Source organism: Streptomyces sp. HUAS MG56 (assembly GCF_058673395.1).
On record NZ_CM178722.1, the window covers coordinates 4,291,851 to 4,309,075 of the forward strand.

16 protein-coding genes are annotated in these 17,225 nt (G+C 70.3%); 12 read left to right on the plus strand and 4 right to left on the minus strand.

Annotated features, from left to right (window positions below; translation table 11 throughout):
- Positions 1 to 3: 3 nt before the first annotated feature.
- Genes AC4OXY_RS20375 through AC4OXY_RS20385 form a run of 3 tightly spaced genes read left to right on the plus strand, consistent with a single transcriptional unit; the run spans position 4 to position 3,127 of the window.
- Positions 4 to 1,368: a sugar transferase gene (locus AC4OXY_RS20375; RefSeq protein ID WP_402063246.1), complete on the plus strand. Its 1,365-nt coding sequence runs from the start codon at positions 4 to 6 to the stop codon at positions 1,366 to 1,368.
- A gap of 50 nt (positions 1,369 to 1,418) precedes the next feature.
- On the plus strand, positions 1,419 to 2,003 hold the full coding sequence (locus AC4OXY_RS20380; protein WP_356023017.1) for an LbetaH domain-containing protein: 585 nt from the start codon (positions 1,419 to 1,421) through the stop codon (positions 2,001 to 2,003).
- The gene (locus AC4OXY_RS20385; RefSeq protein ID WP_402063183.1) at positions 2,000 to 3,127 is read left to right on the plus strand and encodes a glycosyltransferase; all 1,128 of its coding nucleotides are present in this window, start codon (positions 2,000 to 2,002) and stop codon (positions 3,125 to 3,127) included. The genes AC4OXY_RS20380 and AC4OXY_RS20385 overlap by 4 nt, the downstream gene beginning before the upstream one ends.
- Positions 3,128 to 3,170: 43 nt before the next feature.
- On the opposite strand, the gene AC4OXY_RS20390 is transcribed toward AC4OXY_RS20385, so the two are convergent.
- Together AC4OXY_RS20390 and AC4OXY_RS20395 are read right to left on the minus strand one after the other, a co-directional pair.
- Positions 3,171 to 4,370, minus strand: a complete 1,200-nt coding sequence (locus tag AC4OXY_RS20390; RefSeq protein ID WP_356023022.1) for a glycosyltransferase family 4 protein — start codon at positions 4,368 to 4,370, stop codon at positions 3,171 to 3,173.
- Between the two features lie 28 nt (positions 4,371 to 4,398).
- Complete coding sequence (locus tag AC4OXY_RS20395) at positions 4,399 to 5,379, minus strand: NAD-dependent epimerase/dehydratase family protein (RefSeq protein ID WP_491994381.1); 981 nt, start codon at positions 5,377 to 5,379, stop codon at positions 4,399 to 4,401.
- 119 nt (positions 5,380 to 5,498) lie between these two features.
- Between AC4OXY_RS20395 and AC4OXY_RS20400 the strand changes: the two genes are divergently transcribed.
- The 5 genes from AC4OXY_RS20400 to AC4OXY_RS20420 all read left to right on the plus strand — a co-directional run bounded on the left by AC4OXY_RS20400 (position 5,499) and on the right by AC4OXY_RS20420 (position 12,277).
- A complete protein-coding gene (locus AC4OXY_RS20400; RefSeq protein ID WP_376285720.1) occupies positions 5,499 to 7,046 on the plus strand; it encodes a hypothetical protein in 1,548 nt (515 codons plus the stop codon).
- Positions 7,043 to 8,611, plus strand: coding sequence for a hypothetical protein (locus tag AC4OXY_RS20405; RefSeq protein ID WP_491994382.1), 1,569 nt, complete (start codon positions 7,043 to 7,045; stop codon positions 8,609 to 8,611). Before AC4OXY_RS20400 ends, AC4OXY_RS20405 begins: the two co-directional genes overlap by 4 nt.
- Positions 8,608 to 10,149, plus strand: coding sequence for an oligosaccharide flippase family protein (locus AC4OXY_RS20410; RefSeq protein WP_362819654.1), 1,542 nt, complete (start codon positions 8,608 to 8,610; stop codon positions 10,147 to 10,149). The genes AC4OXY_RS20405 and AC4OXY_RS20410 overlap by 4 nt, the downstream gene beginning before the upstream one ends.
- Before the next feature lie 64 nt (positions 10,150 to 10,213).
- The gene (locus AC4OXY_RS20415) at positions 10,214 to 11,779 is read left to right on the plus strand and encodes a fibronectin type III domain-containing protein (protein WP_491994383.1); all 1,566 of its coding nucleotides are present in this window, start codon (positions 10,214 to 10,216) and stop codon (positions 11,777 to 11,779) included.
- 3 nt (positions 11,780 to 11,782) lie between these two features.
- Positions 11,783 to 12,277: an FAD synthase family protein gene (locus AC4OXY_RS20420; protein WP_491994384.1), complete on the plus strand. Its 495-nt coding sequence runs from the start codon at positions 11,783 to 11,785 to the stop codon at positions 12,275 to 12,277.
- Here the strand turns inward: AC4OXY_RS20420 and AC4OXY_RS20425 are convergent.
- Positions 12,173 to 12,898, minus strand: coding sequence for a CDP-alcohol phosphatidyltransferase family protein (locus AC4OXY_RS20425; protein WP_362819657.1), 726 nt, complete (start codon positions 12,896 to 12,898; stop codon positions 12,173 to 12,175). The two genes, AC4OXY_RS20420 and AC4OXY_RS20425, sit on opposite strands and share 105 nt — an antisense overlap.
- 169 nt (positions 12,899 to 13,067) lie before the next feature.
- Between AC4OXY_RS20425 and AC4OXY_RS20430 the strand changes: the two genes are divergently transcribed.
- Positions 13,068 to 14,288 carry a glycosyl hydrolase family 28-related protein gene (locus AC4OXY_RS20430; protein WP_491994385.1) on the plus strand — a complete coding sequence of 407 codons (1,221 nt, stop codon included), beginning with the start codon at positions 13,068 to 13,070 and terminating at the stop codon, positions 14,286 to 14,288.
- 41 nt (positions 14,289 to 14,329) lie between these two features.
- On the opposite strand, the gene AC4OXY_RS20435 is transcribed toward AC4OXY_RS20430, so the two are convergent.
- Positions 14,330 to 14,635 carry a hypothetical protein gene (locus AC4OXY_RS20435; protein WP_356023043.1) on the minus strand — a complete coding sequence of 102 codons (306 nt, stop codon included), beginning with the start codon at positions 14,633 to 14,635 and terminating at the stop codon, positions 14,330 to 14,332.
- Here AC4OXY_RS20435 and AC4OXY_RS20440 point away from each other — a divergent pair.
- The 3 genes from AC4OXY_RS20440 (at position 14,622) to AC4OXY_RS20450 (ending at position 17,220) form a co-directional block, all read left to right on the plus strand.
- Positions 14,622 to 15,017: a hypothetical protein gene (locus tag AC4OXY_RS20440; protein WP_491994386.1), complete on the plus strand. Its 396-nt coding sequence runs from the start codon at positions 14,622 to 14,624 to the stop codon at positions 15,015 to 15,017. The two genes, AC4OXY_RS20435 and AC4OXY_RS20440, sit on opposite strands and share 14 nt — an antisense overlap.
- Positions 15,018 to 15,269: 252 nt before the next feature.
- A complete protein-coding gene (locus AC4OXY_RS20445) occupies positions 15,270 to 16,706 on the plus strand; it encodes a fibronectin type III domain-containing protein (RefSeq protein WP_491994387.1) in 1,437 nt (478 codons plus the stop codon).
- A 208-nt stretch (positions 16,707 to 16,914) separates the two neighbouring features.
- Positions 16,915 to 17,220, plus strand: a complete 306-nt coding sequence (locus AC4OXY_RS20450; protein ID WP_356023050.1) for a hypothetical protein — start codon at positions 16,915 to 16,917, stop codon at positions 17,218 to 17,220.
- Positions 17,221 to 17,225: the final 5 nt, after the last annotated feature.

The window sequence follows — 17,225 nt, forward strand, 5'->3', positions numbered from 1 at the left end:
TGCGTGGATCTGGCCGGCGCGGCGCTGCCGGTTTCGGCGGCGATCATCCACGTCCGGGAGCCGCACCCGCTGCGCCTGGCGGCCGCCGCCGCCGTGTTGTGGCCGCTGATCGGACTGGCGGGCAAACGCTACGCGTCCGGGGGCTGGACCGACGGGGTCGGTCTGCGGGACGTCCTGAGAGACTGGCTGGTGCTGGTCGGCGCCCTGGCCACGCTCCGTGTGCTGTGCGGACTGAACAGCGTCCCCATCGAGGCCTTCACCGCGCTCCTGCCCGCGCTGGTCCTCACCTCGGCCTGTCAGGAGGTGATCCGCCGTCATCTGCGGGCCGCCTGGCGGGACGCCCGCACTCTGCGCCGCGTCCTCGTCGTCGGTGAGGGCCCTCTGGTCGACGCCGTGGTCGCGCAGCTCGCCCAGCGCACCGACCACGGATACGTCGTCGTCGGCGCCTGCGCGGTGGGCGAGGACCCGGTCTCCTCGGGCGTCGCCGTATGCGTACGGCTGGCCGGTGATGCGCCTCGGCCCCCGGAGACGGACGCGGCGGCCGTACTGGGCGCCGTGGACGAACTGGCCGCCGATCTGACCTTCGTGGCGGTGAGCCGCCCCATGTCCGGCGAACGACTGCGCCGGCTGTCCTGGGCGCTGCACGACCGGGGCTGCCCGCTCATCGTGCTGCCCGGCATCATCGATGTCGCCCGGCGTCGGCTCCGGGCCACCTCCGCCGCCGGGCTGACGATGCTGCACGTCGTCGCACCGCCCTCGCGCCACGACATTCCGGCGCTGTTCAAGGGCGTCGTGGACCGTGTCGGTGCGCTGCTGCTGATCGCCCTTCTCTCCCCCCTGCTTCTCCTCGTGGGGCTGTCGGTGCGGCTCGGCTCACCCGGCCCCGCCCTCTACCGGCAGACCCGCGTGGGCCGGCACAACAGGCACTTCTCCATGTGGAAGTTCCGCACGATGGTGGTGGGCGCCGACCGGCTCAAGAGCCAGCTGGAAGAGGCGAACGAGAACGACGGGCACATGTTCAAGATGCGCCGTGACCCACGGGTCACGCCCGTCGGACGCTTCCTGCGCCGCTACTCGCTCGACGAGCTGCCCCAGCTGTTCAACGTCCTGCTCGGTCACATGTCACTGGTCGGACCGCGCCCCCCGCTGCCCGAAGAGGTCGACAAGTACAACCTGGTGGAGAGGCGCCGGCTCACCGTCAAACCGGGTCTGACGGGGCTGTGGCAGGTGAGCGGACGAGCGAACCTCTCCTGGAACGAGACGGTCGCGCTCGATCTGCGCTACATCGACAACTGGTCCCTGGCAGGAGACGTCACCGTGATGGCCCGCACCGTGCGCGCGGTACTGAACGGCCAGGGCGCCTACTGATCACACCGCTCGCTCCGGCCGTCGTGGCCCTCCGGGAAAGGCACAGCGTCATGGCACAGCGCACAGTCCAGGCCACGTGGTCGCTGCGCGGCTTCACCGGTGCCGGATACGACAAGGGGCGCCCCCTGCTCGTCCAGGCCGCCTGGTTCGCGGTCCTCCACCTCGTCTTCGTCAAGTGGTGGTTCCCGGCCCGCTGGCGTCCGGTGCTGCTGCGTGCCTTCGGCGCCCGCATCGGAAGGCGGGTGCTGATCCGGCACGGAGTGCGGGTGCACTGGCCGTGGAAGCTGGACGTCGGCGACGACGTGTGGATCGGCGAGTGCGCCTGGATCCTCAACCTCGAACCAGTCACGATCGGCCACGACTGCTGCGTCTCGCAGAGCGCGCTGCTGTGCACGGGCAGCCATCTGCGCCGGTCCGCCACGTTCGAGTTCGACAACGGCCCCATCCGTTTGCAGCCGGGCAGTTGGGTCGCGGCCCGGGCGGTCGTGCTGCGCGGCGTCACCATCGGCCAGGGCGCCGTGGTGGGAGCCGGCGCCGTGGCACACCAGGACCTCGCCCCGGGCCTGGTCCTCGCGCCCGGCGGTGCTCCAAGGGGGACGTCACCGTCCGAATCCATGAGAGGAATCAGGCCATGAGAGTGGTCCAGGTCGTCACGCTCGTCAGCGAAGGCGCGGCCTTCGGAGGCCCGCCGAGCGTGGCAATCACCCAACTCCGGGAGATGGCCGCACGGGGTCACGACGTGGAGCTGGTGGCGTTGTGGCAGGGCCGGACGCCGGCTCCCCGACACATCGGCACCGTCCCGTTCACCTCCCGCCCGGCGCGGACCGTCGTCCCGGGCCAGGGATATCTCGGCCTCATGCACCCCTTGCTGCTGCGGGACCTCTGGCAGGCCATGGGACGCGCCGACGCCGTTCACCTGCATGCGGGAAGGGACCTCGTGTCCTTGGCCGCACTCGCCGTCGCCCGGATGCGGGGCACCGACTTCGTCGTCCAGACACACGGCATGGTGGAGCCCCGTACCGGCATCGCCGCGCGTGTCTTCGACCGCGTCTACGTCCCCCTGCTCCGGCGGGCACGTTGCTGCCTCGTGCTCACCGAGGAGGAGCGGCGGGCCCTTGCCGCGGTACTGAGCCCCGAGGCTCCGCCGCTGGTGATGCTGGGCAACGGTATGCCCCCGCCCCGTCCGGTGACGGACGAGCGGCCGCGCGGCGGCCACCACGTGCTCTTCCTCGCCCGGCTTCACCCGCGCAAACGACCCGAGGCGTTCGTGGAGATGGCCGCCCTGGTCCACAAGGAGATCCCGGAGGCGCGCTTCACCCTCCACGGAACGGACGAGGGATCGCTGCGGCAGGTGAACCAGCTCATCGCCGACCGCGGGCTGACCGACGTGGTCCACTACGGCGGCGCGCTGGAACACTCCGCGGCGCTGGAGGCCTATCGCCGGGCCACCGTCTACGTCCTGCCCAGCGTGAACGAGCCGTTCGGCATGACCGTTCTGGAAGCACTGGCCGAAGGAACACCCGTGGTGTGCACGGACAGCTGCGGCATCGCGGAGGAACTGGCGAGCAGGCAGGCGGCGCTGATCACCGACGAGAGCCCGGAGTCCCTGGCCGAGGCGGTGAGCCGGCTGCTCGGCGACGAGGCTCTGCGCCACCGGCTGGCCGACGCCGGGCGCCGGGCGATCAGGGAGGTCTTCTCCATCCGCGCGGTGGTGGACCGGCTGGAGAGCCTCTACCGGGATCGCGCACGACAGAGGTGAAGGTCCCCCCGCCGGGCGCTCCGCGGGGCGCCCGGCGGGGTGCTCAGGGCACCGAGGCGCCGGTCACCGCCTTGAGGATGTCCTCGAAGCGGAAGGCGGAGCCTTCCAGGGCGAACTCCCGCTCGGCCAGGACGCGGCTCCGCTTGCCGAGCGACGCGGCGTATTCCGGGTCGGACAGGACCTCCTGGACCCAGCCGGCGGCGTCCTCCAGCGACGACTGTGCCGGCGGGAAGACCGCCGAGCCGGCCTGATGAAGCAGCTGGGCGGCCAGGTTCTCGGCCGGCATCAGGCCGAGAACCGGGCGCCCGGCGCACAGGTACGACAGGGTCTTCGACGGGACCGAGAACCTCCCGGCGTCGCCTTCGAGGAGAACGACCAGTACGTCACCGCTGCCCAGTACCTCGGGCAGTCGCCGGTAGGGCTGGAAGGGCAGCAGCGTGACCTCGATCCCGTGGACGGCGGCGGCCCGTTCGAGGACGGGCACGGCCGGGCCCTCGTTGACGACCACGAGACGCACACGCTCGCCCCGCTGCCGCAGACGCTCCACCAGCCGCACCAACAGCACGGGATTGTGCTTCAGGCCCAGCGTGCCGGCGTACAGGAGGGTCTTCACGCCGCTCAGGTGCTGCTCGTCCGACCAGGCATTGGCCCGGGCCACGGGGACGATCTCGTCCAGCGGTGCCCAGTTGGGGATGACGGTGACCTTGTCGGCGGTTCCCCACTGCCGGTGCACCTCGACGAAGGAGTCGGCGATCACCACGATGGCCGAGGCCTGATGTGCGGCCCACTTCTCGCCGGCGCCGAAGACCTTCGCGGCGATGCCCATCGCATCGGCGACCTCCGCGGCGGCGAAGCTCTTGAGCGCGACGGCGGTGACGTCCTGGTGCCACAGCACCCAGGGGATGCGGAGCCGCTTCAGCGCTGCCACGGTCACGACGAGCGTGGGAATCGGCAGGTTGGACAGCAGCGCCACATCGGGCCTCGCACGGCGCACCTGCCGGGCGAGCTCGACGCCCAGCAGGCTCTCCTGGAAGAGCCGGCGCACATAGGCCTGCTTCTTCAGCACCGTGCGGTCTCCGATGGTGACGAAGCGCAGGCCGGGGACGTCCGCCTCAAGATCGCCCTTGCCGCTGCGGTAGGCCGTGCAGGTCGAGTGGACCACTGCGTGACCGCGGCGGGCCAGCTCCCGGCTGAGCTGTGCCTGGAAGGGGTGACCGCTGTAGTCGTGAACGAAGATCCGCATCGGCTCGTGGTGTCCTCGCACCGGGGTCTCAGCCCTGGGAACGCTTCACCTGGTCGTAGACCCAGGCGTAGGTCTTCTCCAGGCCGTCCGCCAGCGGGATCGAGGGCTCCCAGCCGTAGATCTCGCGGATCAGGGTGTTGTCGGAGTTGCGGCCGCGTACGCCCTGGGGAGCGTCGTACTTGTAGCTGCGTTCGCAGCGGATGCCCGCGATCCGCTCGATCAGGTCGACGAGCTGATTGATCGTCACGAGCTCGGAGGAGCCGAGGTTGACCGGTACGCCGCTGTCCCCCTCCGTGATCATCTGCGTGCCCTTGAGGCAGTCGTCGATGTACATGAAGGAACGCGTCTGCAGGCCGTCGCCCCAGATCTCGATCCGGTGGTCCCCGGAGAGCACGGCCTCGGCCACCTTGCGGCACACCGCGGCCGGGGCCTTCTCCCGGCCGCCGGACCACGTACCGTGCGGGCCGTAGACGTTGTGGTAGCGGGCGACGCGGGTGGTGAACCCGTAGTCCTCCGCGTAGTGACGGCACATGCGCTCGGAGAAGAGCTTCTCCCAGCCGTAGCCGTCCTCCGGCTGCGCCGGATAGGCGTCCTCCTCCTTGAGGGCGGTGACCTTCGGGTCGGTCTGCTTGCCGGCGGCGTAGACGCAGGCGGAGGAGGAGTAGAAGTACCGTTCCACGCCGGCCTCATGCGCGGCTCGCAGCATGTGGGTGCTGGTGAGCACCGACATCATGCACGCGGCCTTGTTGTTCTCGATGAAGCCCATGCCGCCCATGTCCGCGGCCAGCATGTACACGAACCGAGCGCCCCGGACGCCGTCGCGTGCGCTGTCCGGGAGCGAGAGGTCCGCGGTCAGGTTCTCGGCGTCCTCGTGGACCTGGTACCACTCGCGCCGGGGCTTGACGTCGATGGAGCGGACCGTCAGCCCCTGGCCCAGCAGGGCGCCCACGAGGTGCCCGCCGATGAACCCCCCGCCACCGGCAACGACGGCGTCGACCTGCTTGTTCATGGACAGCTCCTCAGCTGAAGGGGGATGCGAGGTGCCCAGAGTATTGAGGTTTGTCCGATTTGCTCCGCATTGGCGCGCCTGATGCGGTATACGGGACGGAGGCCGCTATACATCTGCCGGTGAGGTTTCCGCCGAAGCACTCGCCGTACTCGCCGCACTCGTCGACCGCAGAAATCCCCGATGCCCCGGTGCGGGACGCGTGCGCCCGCAGTGTGCCCGGGGTCTGCGTCTGGGCCGTGGTGCTGATCGTCGTGCTGCCGGTGCTGGTACTCCGGCCGCACCACGGGCCGGTGCCGGCGGCCCTGCTGCTGCAGGGTGTGGTCGTGGCGCACACCGGGGGCGCCCTCACCCGCGTGCTGACCGCTCCCACGGTCCGGCTCGTCGCCTTCGGCTTCTGGATGTTCTCCTACATCTGGTTCGGTCTGGCCCCCCTGGCGCAGCTCACCTCGGACACCTACCCCTGGCCCTACCGGGCCGGCGCGGAAACCTCCTTCGCGGCCGTGGCGGTCGTCGAGCTGGGGCTGCTCGCCCACAGCGCCGGAACGGCCCTCGCCGTGCGACGCGCGGCCACCCGTGCCACCCGGCCCGGCGCGCTGGAACGGCTGCTCGCCCGCCGCCTTGCGCCCTGGCGCGTCCTGGTGCTGTCCGGACTCGCGCTGGTGCTCGCGGTGCTGCTGATTCCCGGCCAACCAGGCGGAGTCGTCGCGTACTTCACCAGCCGCCAGGCCGTCCACGAAACCGGCGCCCTGAACAACGCGTCGGACTCCTTCCTGCAGCCTCTGCGCAGCTGGTCGCTGTCCGTGCCCGCCTTCTGGGGGCTGTTGGGCCTGCTGCGCCTGCCGCGCCTGCCGGGCGGCGACCGCCTGCTGCGCGGCCTGCGATGGCTGCTGCTGCCCCTGCTCGTCGCCCTGAACATCGTCGTCAACAACCCCATCAGCAAACCGAGGTTCTGGGCCGGCACGGTGCTGCTGACGCTGCTGTTCACCGTGGACCGGTGGTGCCGCCCCCGGGCCTCGCGCGCGATCGCCGGCGCCGTTCTCGCCACGGTGCTCGTCGTCTTTCCCTACAGCGACTACTTCCGCTACGACGACCGGCAGACGGTCGCCGTCGTGTCGATGGCCGAGCAGTTCACCGCCAAGGGCGACTACGACGCCTTCCAGCAGGTGCAGACCGGCCTCGACTACGCGCGGGAGAACGGGGTTTCCCCCCGGTCCGCACTCGGCCCCCTCCTCTTCATGGTGCCGCGCTCGGTGTGGCGGGACAAACCCGACGACACCGGTATCGCGCTGGCGCGGTACGCGGGTTACGACTTCCTCAACCTGTCGGCGCCCCTGTGGATCGAGAGCTACCTGTGGGCCGGCCCGGTCGCCGTGGCCCTCGTGTTCTGCCTGCTGGGCGCGGCGGGACGCCGTATGGACGAGGCACGGGAACGCCTGCGGGACCGGCGCGGCACGCTGGCCGCTCTGCTGGTCCCCGCCTTCGCCTTCTACCAGTTGATGTTCCTCCGCGGAAGCCTGCTCGGTATCACGGGCCCGATGCTGCTGATGATGACCGTTCCGCTGCTCATCAGCACGTCAAGGCGCCAGGTGTCCGAACTCGCCGCACCGGCGGCCCGGTCCGCCCCCGTCCCGCACGCCTCACTTCCTCACCCAGGAGGCCACCTGTGACCGGTCCCATCCCCTTCGACGACCGTTTCGGCGAACCGGACCAGCTCCGTGACCAACTGCGCCTGCTCCTTCGCCATCGGGTGGCGATGGCACTGGGGGTCGCCCTGGGGCTGCTCGGCGGGCTGGCCATGGCGCTCTACGACGCCGGCACCTACAGCTCCACCAGTGACGTTCTGGTCCGCGCCGGCGCCGACCCCTTCGACACGGTCAGCGTGCCCGTCGACAACCAGATCAGCATGAGCACGGAGCAGCAGATCGCCGCCAGCGCGGCCGTCGCCGTCCGTGCGGCGCAGGCCCTGGGACAGCCCGACAGCCGCGCCGCCGCTCTCCAGGACCATCTCCGGGTCACCAACCCGGCCAAGTCCCAGATGCTCCGCTTCGAGTTCACCGCGAGTGCCCCCCAGCGCGCGGCGCGCGGCGCCGACGCCTTCGCCGAGGCCTATCTCGCCGACCGCAGGAGCCGCAACGACGCGGCGGTGCTCCGGGCCGTCGACGGCATGAGAACGCAGATCACCGCGCTGACCCGGCAGACGAGGAAGGACTGGGACAACAGCGCGGACGGCGCCGCCGTACAGAGCGAGATCGGCAGCCTGCGCAAGCGCGTGGCCGAGATCAGCTCCCGCGACACCAGCGGTGGCGACATCGTCCGCAGGGGCGCGGCGCCCGCCCTGCCCTCGGGTCCCGGGACGGGCACGCTGGCCGTCCTCGGTCTGGCCGGCGGTGCCGTCCTGGGCATCCTGCTGGCCTGGCTGTGCTCGGCCCTGGACAGCCGGGTGCGGTCGGCCCGCGAGGTGCAGGCCGCCCTGGGCGCGCCCGTGCTGGGCAGCCTGCCGGCCGGCCCACGCGCGGACGACGCGCTGCTGACCGTCGGCCGCACGGGCGGCGCCCGGGCCCAGGCCTATCGGTCCCTGGCCTTCCGTACCGGGCTCTCGGGCGGTGCCGGCTGCCTCCTCGTGGTGACGCCACGGGCCGACGACAGCGCCGGGGCGGTCGCCGCGAACCTGGCCGCGGCCTTCGCGGAGTGCGGACGGGAGGTCGTGCTCGTGGACGCCGACCCCGACGCGCACGGCCTTGCGGCCCGCCTGCCGCTGGTGCCGGCGGAAGAGCGCACCGAGCCGGATCCCTCCCTGCCCGAGGGGGGCGACCTCGTCGACGCGGGCTCTGCGGGACGGTTTGCCCTGTGCCGCGGTGGCAGGACCGGCCGGTCCCCGCTCACCGACGTGTCCCAGGCGATGGACCAGGCGGCGTCCGGCACCTGCCCGCCCACCACGGTCGTGGCCGGCCGGCCCCTGCTGGAGCACCCGGACGCGCTGGTGGCGGCCCAGCACTACGCCGGTGTCGTGGTGGTCACCGGACGTGACACCCGGCGGGACGACCTCAGGCAGACGGGCGAGCTGATCAGTTGTTCCGGCGTACGACTGCTGGGCGCCGTGATCGACGCCGGACGCGTGCGGGGCGGTGCCGCCGTGCTCCGCCGCGTGAAGCCCCGTCTCCGGACCGAGAGCGTCCTGCCGGGCACGCAGCCCGCGGGGCAGCACGACACAGTCACGGTCTCCAGGGGATGACGCCGCCCGGCGCGGCCGCTCCCACCACCGGGGCCCCCGCCCGCAGCACGGTCGCCGCCGCCGCACGGGGCGGTCTGTGGGGCGCGGCGGGTTCCGCCACGAACGCCGTGTTCGCCTTCCTCCTGGTCGGCCTGATCACCCGAGCGGCCGGAGCCCAGGGGGCCGGAGCGATCTTCACGGGCGTCGCCGTGTTCACCATCGCCAGCAACGTCTGCAAGCTCGGCGCCGACACCGGGCTCGTCCGCTTCATCCCCGGCGATCTCGCTCTCAACGGCGGCCGCTCGGTGGGCTCTTTGCTGCGCATGGCCGTGCTCCCGGCGGTGGCGGCCGCCACCGCGACCAGCGCGGTGCTGCTGCTGTGCCCCACGGTGGCCACCACGCTCCTGCCGCACCTGCCCCGCGCCGACGCGGTCGCCCTGATCCGGTTCTTCGGCCTGGTCCTGCCCGCCGCCACCGTCAGCCTGCTGCTGCTCGGCGCCACCCAGGGATACGGCACCGTGGTGCCGTTCGTCTCCGTGGAGCAGATCGGCAAGCCCGTGCTCCGGGTGCTGATCGCGGTGCCGGTGGCCTGCTGGGTTCCCCGGATGATGTCCCTGGCGGCGGCCTGGCTGCTGCCGGCGCTGGCCGGTCTCGCAGCCGCATGGCTGGGCCTGCACCGCTGCCGGGCCCACCACCGCACCACGACGGCCCCACGGGGTGGAGAGCCCGTCTCCTGGCGGGCGTTCTGGGCCTTCTCCGCACCCCGCGCGGTCTCCTCCGTCTTCGACATCAGTGCGGTCTGGGTGGGGGTCATCCTGCTGTCGGCGCTGGCCACCGACGCCGAGGCGGGTATCTACACCGCCATCGGCCGCGTCGTCACCGCGGGCACCCTCCTCCAGCTCGCCGTCCGCCTGTCCGTCGCACCCCAGCTCAGCCGGCTGCTCGCCGTCGGCGAGGTCGCCGAGGCCCACCACCTGCACCGCATCTCGACCTGCTGGATCGTCCTCTTCTCCTGGCCGCTGTTCGTTCTCATCGCCGGCTTCCCCCGCACCGTCCTCGCCGTCTTCGGGCCGGAGTTCACCCAGGGGGCACCCGCCCTGGTCGTCCTGTGTGCCGCCGCCGTGGTCAATGTCGCGGTCGGCAACGCGCAGACCGTGCTGCTCATGGCCGGCAAGAGTTCGTGGCATCTGGCCTGCACGGCTGCGGCGTTCGCGGTGCAGCTCACGGTGGGCGTGCTCGCCGTGCCCCGGTGGGGCATCCTCGGCGCGGCCGTCTCCTGGGGCGCGGCCGTCGTCGTGGAGAACCTCTCGGCCGCTCTGCTGGTCCGGCTGCGGCTCGGCTTCACCACCGTGGCCGCCGGATACACGAGCGCTCTCGGTATCGGCCTGGCCGTCTCGGTGGTGCTGGCAGCCGTGCGCCTCCTGTCGGGTGACACTCCGTCAGGACTCGCCCTCAGTCTGACTTTCGGAATGTCGGTCTTTGGTACCTTTTTGTGGCGATATCGCGCGCCTCTGGGTGTGAGCGAGTTGGTCCAGGTGCTGCGCCGTCGCACCGCGTGAGCCGGCACCGTCCGCATCGATGCCCTCGTCCTGCCCGCCCCCCCCTTTCCTTTGAGGTGTCCCCTTGCGTCAGAGCAAGCTCCGTAAGAAGGTGGTCGCGGGCCCGGCTGCCGCTGCCCTCATCTGCACAGGCGCTCTGCTCAGCTCTCCCGCGACCGCGGTCGCGGGCCATGCACCGGCAACGTTCACCGCGGATCCGCTGGCCACCTGGCAGACGGACGGCATCGTCTGGTCCCTGGCCTACGCCCGCGGTGTCGTCTACGCCGCGGGCTCCTTCGACACGGTCCGTCCGCCCGGTGCCGCGCCGGGCACCCGGCAGGTCCAGCGGCACAACTTCGCCGCGTTCGACGCCGCGACCGGAAAACTGCTGCCCTGCGCCCTGTCCTTCACCTCCGGTGCCGGCCCGTACACGGCCGGCACCGTACGGGCCATGAAGCCCTCCCCCGACGGGCGGGTGCTGTACGTGGGCGGCTCCTTCGGCCACTCCGGGTCCACGGGGGTGGCGAACGCCGTGGCCGTCGACACGGCCGACTGCACCCTGCGCAAGGACTTCCGGCCCGCGGTGAACGCGACCGTGCGGGCCATCGAGACGACCGACCGCGGGGTGTACCTGGGCGGTGACTTCAACCAGGTGGGCGGGCAGAGCAGGAACCGCATCGCCGCCTTCACCCCCGGCGGTTCCCTGCTGCCGTTCAAGGCCGACATCGATCTTCCGGTCCGCGCCCTGTCGGCCGTGCCCGCGAGGCGCGAAATCCTGGTCGGAGGTGACTTCAAGTCGGTCAACGGCCGGCCGGCCCACGCCCTGGCCGCGCTGGACATCACCTCCGGGGCGACGGTCCACACCTATCCCGGCTGGCTGCCGGCCGCTTCGGTGGTCAAGTCGTTCGCGCAGGACGGCTCTCACTTCTACATCGGCGCCGAAGGGACCGGGCACCGTGTCTTCGACGGACGTATCTCGGCCCGGCTCCGCGACAACAAAATGGTGTGGAAGGACACCTGCCTCGGCGCCACCCAGGCCGTCCTGCCCTACAAAGGGGTCCTCTACAGCGCCTCCCACGCACACGACTGCTGGGGCACCCCCGGCGGGTTTCCCGAACGAGGCCTTCGCCACACTCTCCTGGCCCAGTCGGTCACGGACCGGCGCATCCTGCACTGGTTCCCCGACACCGACGGCGGGCTCGGAGAGGGGGTCGGCCCGCGCGCCCTGACCATGGCCCGGGGCACCCTCTGGGTGGGTGGCGAGTTCACCCGGGTCAACGACCGGCCACAGCAGGGACTCACCCGCTTCGGCACCGGAACGCCCACGAGCCTGCCGCAGACCCCCGCCCTGACGCTGCTGGCCGCGATCCCGGGAAAGGTCACCATCGGCTGGCGCGCTTCGTGGGACCGCACCACCGCCGCCCTGGCCTACCGGCTCTACCGGGACGGAAAGCCCGTCTCCCGGCAGACCCTCTCCTCCACGCCCTGGAACCTTCCGCAGATGAGCTACACCGACTCCGTGCCCGCCGGTACGCGCCACCGGTACGCCATCGAGGTGACCGTCACCGGCACCCGCACCTCCCACAGATCGCCCTCCCTGTCCGTGACGGTGCCCGCACGCACCGGCCCGAGCCCGACGACCGGAGGCTGACCCGTGGAAGCGACACTCATCGGATACGCGCCCGGCGTCTGGGACCTGTTCCACATCGGGCACCTCAACATCCTGCGTCAGGCACGCCGGCGCTGTGACCGCCTGGTGGCCGGGGTGGTGTCCGACGAACTGGCCGGGCGCGTCAAGGGCAGGCGGCCGGTGATCCCGCTGGCCGAGCGCCTGGAGATCGTCCGCAGCATGCGCCACGTCGACGATGTCGTGGTGGAGACACACGAGGACAAACTGCGGACCTGGCGGCAGGTCGGTTTTCACGTCGTCTTCAAGGGAGACGACTGGAAGGGCACACCCACATGGGAAAACCTCGAACGCCGCTTCGCGGACGTCGGTGTCGACGTCGTCTACTTCCCCTATACGGTCCACACCTCCAGCACACTACTGCGCGGGGCGCTGGAACTGATGCAGTTCCCGGTACCACTTCACCGAGAAGGCGACGAGGAACAGGACATGAGCCAGCAGCAGCCCGCAGTACAGAACTAGGAAGATGGCCGGACTGCCGAGAAACAGAAAGCTGATACAGGTCGTGCCGTAGTCGACCGGCAGGAGCAGCACGGGCCCCAGCACCGAGGCAGATCCCCTGTCCGTTCCCGCCACCATTCTTCCCCCCTTGAGCTTCTGCGTGAGAATGCCGGCGAAATAGATCACCACCGCTGCGGACTGGAACACCATGGGGGCCAGCAGAAGGAGCGGACTGGACAGAACGAAGAAGCGGTAGAACGCCACCAGGACGACCGAGTGCAGCGTGACGATCCTGACGCAGTCCAGCACATGGTCCAGCCACTCGCCCGACAGACTCGCAGAGCGCTGGATCCGGGCGAGCTGACCGTCTGCCGCGTCCAGGGCGAAGCCCAGGACAAGGGCCACGCCGACACAGACCGACATCACCGGCGCGGGCCGCAGCAGGGCCACCGCCGCCAGGGCCGGAAAAGTGAACAAGGCACCGAGGAGCGTCAGCTGATTGGGGGTCGCACCGATCCGGAAGGCCAGCGCGGCCATGACACGGCCGGCCGGGCGATTGACGAACCGACTGTAGACCGACACCCCCTTCGCCGGTTTCTGTGCCGTCGAGAGTTGCCTCAGCGTCTCCGCGAACTCGGCCATCACCCTCCTTGGTGACACAACCACGTGAGAAAGGAAGGCAACTATGTCAGAACTGGGTGGTGCGATCTCACGCAACCGTCGGAATATTCTGCGTGGCGGAGCGTCACTGCTGGTCGCTGCGGCCCTGCCGGCCGACAGCGCGTCCGCCAAAAGTGCGCACCCGGGGCCGATGTCCGCGATCAACGTAGCCGAACTCGGTGCCGTGGGGGATGGAAACACCGACGACACAGCGGCATTCGAATCCGCCTATGCGCTCGCCGCCGCCCATGTCCGGGGCGGGGTGGGCAGACTGGTGATCGAGATTCCCGCCGGGGACTTTCTCATCACCCGTCCCTGTGCGCTGCTGAACGGCGTGGCCCCGCCCCGGCCCGCGAACGGTCTGCGTTTCGTCGGGGCCGGCAAGAACATGACCGCCCTGGTCTTCCGCCCGGCCACCGGCCCGGGCTCCTATCTGTGCCGCAATGAGGACAGCTGGTCGAACCTGTCCTTCGAACGCATGCAGTTCCGCTCGGACACACCGGGCGCGTCCTTCTTCAGTTCCTATTCCACCGGCCAGGCCCAGGACTACCGGTTCTCGGAGTGCGAGTGGCTCGGGGAATGGGAGTACGGGCTGGCCCTCGACGGCACGGACACCAACTCGGAAATGCGCTGGGAAGCCTGCACGGTCGCCGGCAGCTACCGGAAGGCGTTTCTGTACTCGGGGCTCACGGGCCGCAAACAGGCCAGCCCCAACTACCAGGACCAGTTCCTGAACTACTGGTTCACCGACATGAAGGTCGAATACGAGTGGGGCAACTTCCTGGAGTTCCCCTACGGCGGATCCATCAACTGCCGCGGCGGCTCGTACATCATCACCGGCAAGCGCCCCAAAAGCAGCCCGGAGTACGGCACCACCAGTACCTTCTTCCGCTTTCCGGTCAGCCGACACCACGACTCGGTACAGCGTTTCCACGCCGAGGACATCCGGTTCGAAGTACGTGACCCGGACGTCAGGATCATCGACTGCGTGTGGAGCAGCGGAACGGTCCACTTCAACGACTGCGACGACACCGCGATCGCCTTCCAGGACTTCTCCGCCGAAGTCCGCCCGCACCGCTACACGGTGGGCCCACGGGGACCCCTGATCCGCTACGACTCCTGTCAGCTCGTGGGCCGCCACCAGTACCGGACGGCCCACGAGGGGGAGAGCCTGCCGACCGTCGTCCGCTACGACATGTGCCTGCTGCGGAGCCATCCTCGGACCGAGTTCGCCGTCACCGAGGGCACCGGTCCCGCCCGCTTCGTACAGTTCACCGACTGCATCGACACCGCGCCCACCGGCGACACATCCCCCCCGGCACCGCCCAGCACCCCGGGGGTGTCCCCCGGCCCGCCCCCTTTCCGGCCCTGAGGGGGCCCGGGCCGTCCCGGGCCCCCTCACCTGCGGGTTCCTCAGGAGTACTTGGTGGGCTTGACGCAGAAGTCGATGCGGCTGAGATTCGCGAACTTGCCGGTCGAGTTGACCGGGGCGTGCAGCGGTCCGGCGGCCTCGATGCCGTCGGGGAAGCCCGTCGTGCTGTCGTAGGTGACCACGGTGGAGCCGGCGGTGCCGCCCGTCGCGGTGACCCTGACGACGGAGCGGTGAGCGGAGCTGGGGATGTCGAAGCTGAACACCTGGCCCTGGGCGGTGCTGGAGACGGTGAGCTTGAAGCTTCCGTCGCCGGGGATCGCGACGGATCCGGTCTTGGGATTGGTCACGCTGACCGCGGTCGAGCCCGGGGGGCAGACCGGCGGAGGGGGCGGCGGCGCCGTCTGGCACCCGCACGGGGGCATGGTCGGCATGGGCGGCATCGACTGGCACGCCGAACACCCGGACGTGGGCGGCTTTGCCTGGCACGACGAGCACCCGGTCGTGGGGGTGGTCGTCGCCTTGCACGACGTGCACGCCTGCGTCGCCCGGGGGACGGCGTGGGCCGACGCCGGGCCGGCGGCGATGCCGAAGGCCAAGGTCGCGGTCAGGCCGGCGCCGACGAGCCCCGCTCCCCAACTCAACTGCCGTGACTGCGTCTTTGTTCGGGCGGCTACTCGCATGACGAGCACTCCTCCTCGTTGCTCGGGGTACCAGAGCTCGGGTACCTGATCTGGCCCGAGATTCCCACGAACAGCATGCCGTGGTGGGTTACGACTCCTTTTCCTAGGCCATTTGAGCTTCACTAAGGTCCTGAAGGGCGGAGCGCGTCGTCGCGGCGTCGCGAAATCCGGGGCCGGGTGCCTACTTTCGAGTTCCATGCGACCAAGTAAAAGCACGGCCAGGACCGCCACCACGGCTTCCGCGGTGGCCCTCCTCACGGCCGCTTCGCTCACGTCCGCTTTCGGCGCGCAGGCGCACGACGTGAAAATCCCGCGTGCCGAGAAGACCCTGCGCGGTGAAACAACTCTGACCGCGGCCCCGTTGGCGACCTGGCAGACGGACGGCATCGTCTGGTCGGTCGAGTACGCACACGGTGTCGTGTACGTCGGCGGCACTTTCGACAGCGTCCGCCCGCCTGGCGCGAAGCCCGGCCAGAAGCAGGTCACCCGGAAGGACTTCGCGGCCTTCGACGCGGCGACCGGCAAACTGCTGCCGTGTGCCCACTCCTTCACGGAAGGCGCCGGGACGGTACGGGCGCTGAAGGCATCGCCCGACGGCAAAGTACTGTATGTCGGCGGATCGTTCGGCAAGGTCGACGGCGCCGGAGTGGCCAGTGCGGTCGCCCTCAACACGGCCGACTGCTCGCTGCGGAGGGATTTCCGCCCCGCCGTGGCGGCGCCCGTACGGGCCATCCAGACCACCGGCACGACCGTGTACCTGGGGGGCGATTTCACGGTCGTCGACGGCCAGGAGAGAAAGCGCCTCGCGGCGCTCAGCCGCAGCGGGACACTGCTGCCGTTCAAGGCGGACATCGACGAGCCGGTCCGGGCCCTCCTGGCCGCACCTGATCGTGGACAGGTGCTCGTCGGCGGAAGGTTCCACAACGTCAACGGCAAGCCGGAGCAGGCGCTGGTCTCCCTGAATCCCACGACGGGTTCGACGGTGAGGTCCTTCCCGGACTGGCTGCCGGATCGATCCGCGGTGACGTCGCTGGCCCGCAACGGCGACCGCTTCTACCTGGGAGCCGAGGGCGAGGGGGCGGGCATCTTCGACGGCCGTATCGCGGGCCGGCTGTCCGACGGCGCGATGGTCTGGAAGGACACCTGTCTGGGCGCCACTCAGGATGTCGTCGTGTACAAGGACGTCCTGTACAGCGCGTCCCACGCCCACTACTGCGGCCTCACCCCCGGGGGCTTCCCCGACGGACCCCGACGGCATTTCCTGGCTCAGTCGATCGGTGACAAGAGCATCCTGCACTGGTTCCCCGACACCGATGACGGTATCGGTGAGGGAGTCGGCCCCCGTACGCTCGTGATGGCCGGCGGCGTCCTCTGGGCGGGCGGAGAGTTCACCACGGTCAACGGCAAACCCCAGCAGGGTCTGACGCGCTTCGGGGCCCGCCCCGGCGACACGGCCCCGGAGGCGGCGCCCCGGCTCACGGTCGGGCGTGCCCGCGCCGGAACGGTCACGCTCACTTGGCGTGCCGCATGGGACAGGGACGACGCGGAGCTGACGTACCTGATCTACCGGGACGGTGTTCTCGTGGCCTCGCGGAGGCAGCGGTCGGCCGAATGGAACCGACCGGACATGACCTACACGGATTCCGTCCCCCACGGCTCACATCACCGCTACACGATCGCCGTCACCGACGGAAGGCACACGACACCGCGCTCGGAACCGATCGACGCGACCGCCTGAGGGGGCCGGTCATGTGGTGACGGACGCCCGCCGTCGGCGGCCCGGTGCCGCACGACGGCGGGCCGCTTATCCGTTTTTATCCGCGAGGTCATTCGGGATGTATGAGTTCCGGAAACTTGCCGTCAGCGGAGTTTCCCGCGGCGCATCTCTCTCGTTAGCCCAGGAGAAGTGTGACCCGAGCTCCCGAGCTGCGGACGAAAGGAACACAATGAAGAAGCTGAAGGCTGCGGCCCTCATGGTCGGCACCCTGGCCATCGCGGGGGCTGCGGCGCCCGCTGTCGCCGCGGACGTGCCGGCACAGGGCATTCTGGAGGACGGGAAGACGGTCACCCGTGCTCTTCCCAACGCAGCCGAGATGCCGACGGGCGCCGTCACCAACGACGTCAGGACCGCGGCGGAGGGCGTGAAGCAGTCGGGCATCGTCAAGACACCCGTCTTCGGCGGCACCCTTCCGAACCCTCTCAACGGCAAGTCGCCTGCCCAGCTTCCGGCCAAGCTTCCGATCGCCAAATAACTGAT

What these genes read in the sequence shown, in the direction of transcription:
- AC4OXY_RS20380 (WP_356023017.1), top strand. Translation starts at nt 1,419, where the DNA reads ATGGCACAGCGCACAGTCCAGGCCACGTGGTCGCTGCGCGGCTTCACC.
- AC4OXY_RS20385 (WP_402063183.1), top strand. Translation starts at nt 2,000, where the DNA reads ATGAGAGTGGTCCAGGTCGTCACGCTCGTCAGCGAAGGCGCGGCCTTC.
- AC4OXY_RS20390 (WP_356023022.1), bottom strand. Translation starts at nt 4,370, where the DNA reads ATGCGGATCTTCGTTCACGACTACAGCGGTCACCCCTTCCAGGCACAG.
- AC4OXY_RS20395 (WP_491994381.1), bottom strand. Translation starts at nt 5,379, where the DNA reads ATGAACAAGCAGGTCGACGCCGTCGTTGCCGGTGGCGGGGGGTTCATC.
- AC4OXY_RS20410 (WP_362819654.1), top strand. Translation starts at nt 8,608, where the DNA reads ATGACGCCGCCCGGCGCGGCCGCTCCCACCACCGGGGCCCCCGCCCGC.
- AC4OXY_RS20425 (WP_362819657.1), bottom strand. Translation starts at nt 12,898, where the DNA reads ATGGCCGAGTTCGCGGAGACGCTGAGGCAACTCTCGACGGCACAGAAA.
- AC4OXY_RS20430 (WP_491994385.1), top strand. Translation starts at nt 13,068, where the DNA reads ATGTCCGCGATCAACGTAGCCGAACTCGGTGCCGTGGGGGATGGAAAC.
- AC4OXY_RS20450 (WP_356023050.1), top strand. Translation starts at nt 16,915, where the DNA reads ATGAAGAAGCTGAAGGCTGCGGCCCTCATGGTCGGCACCCTGGCCATC.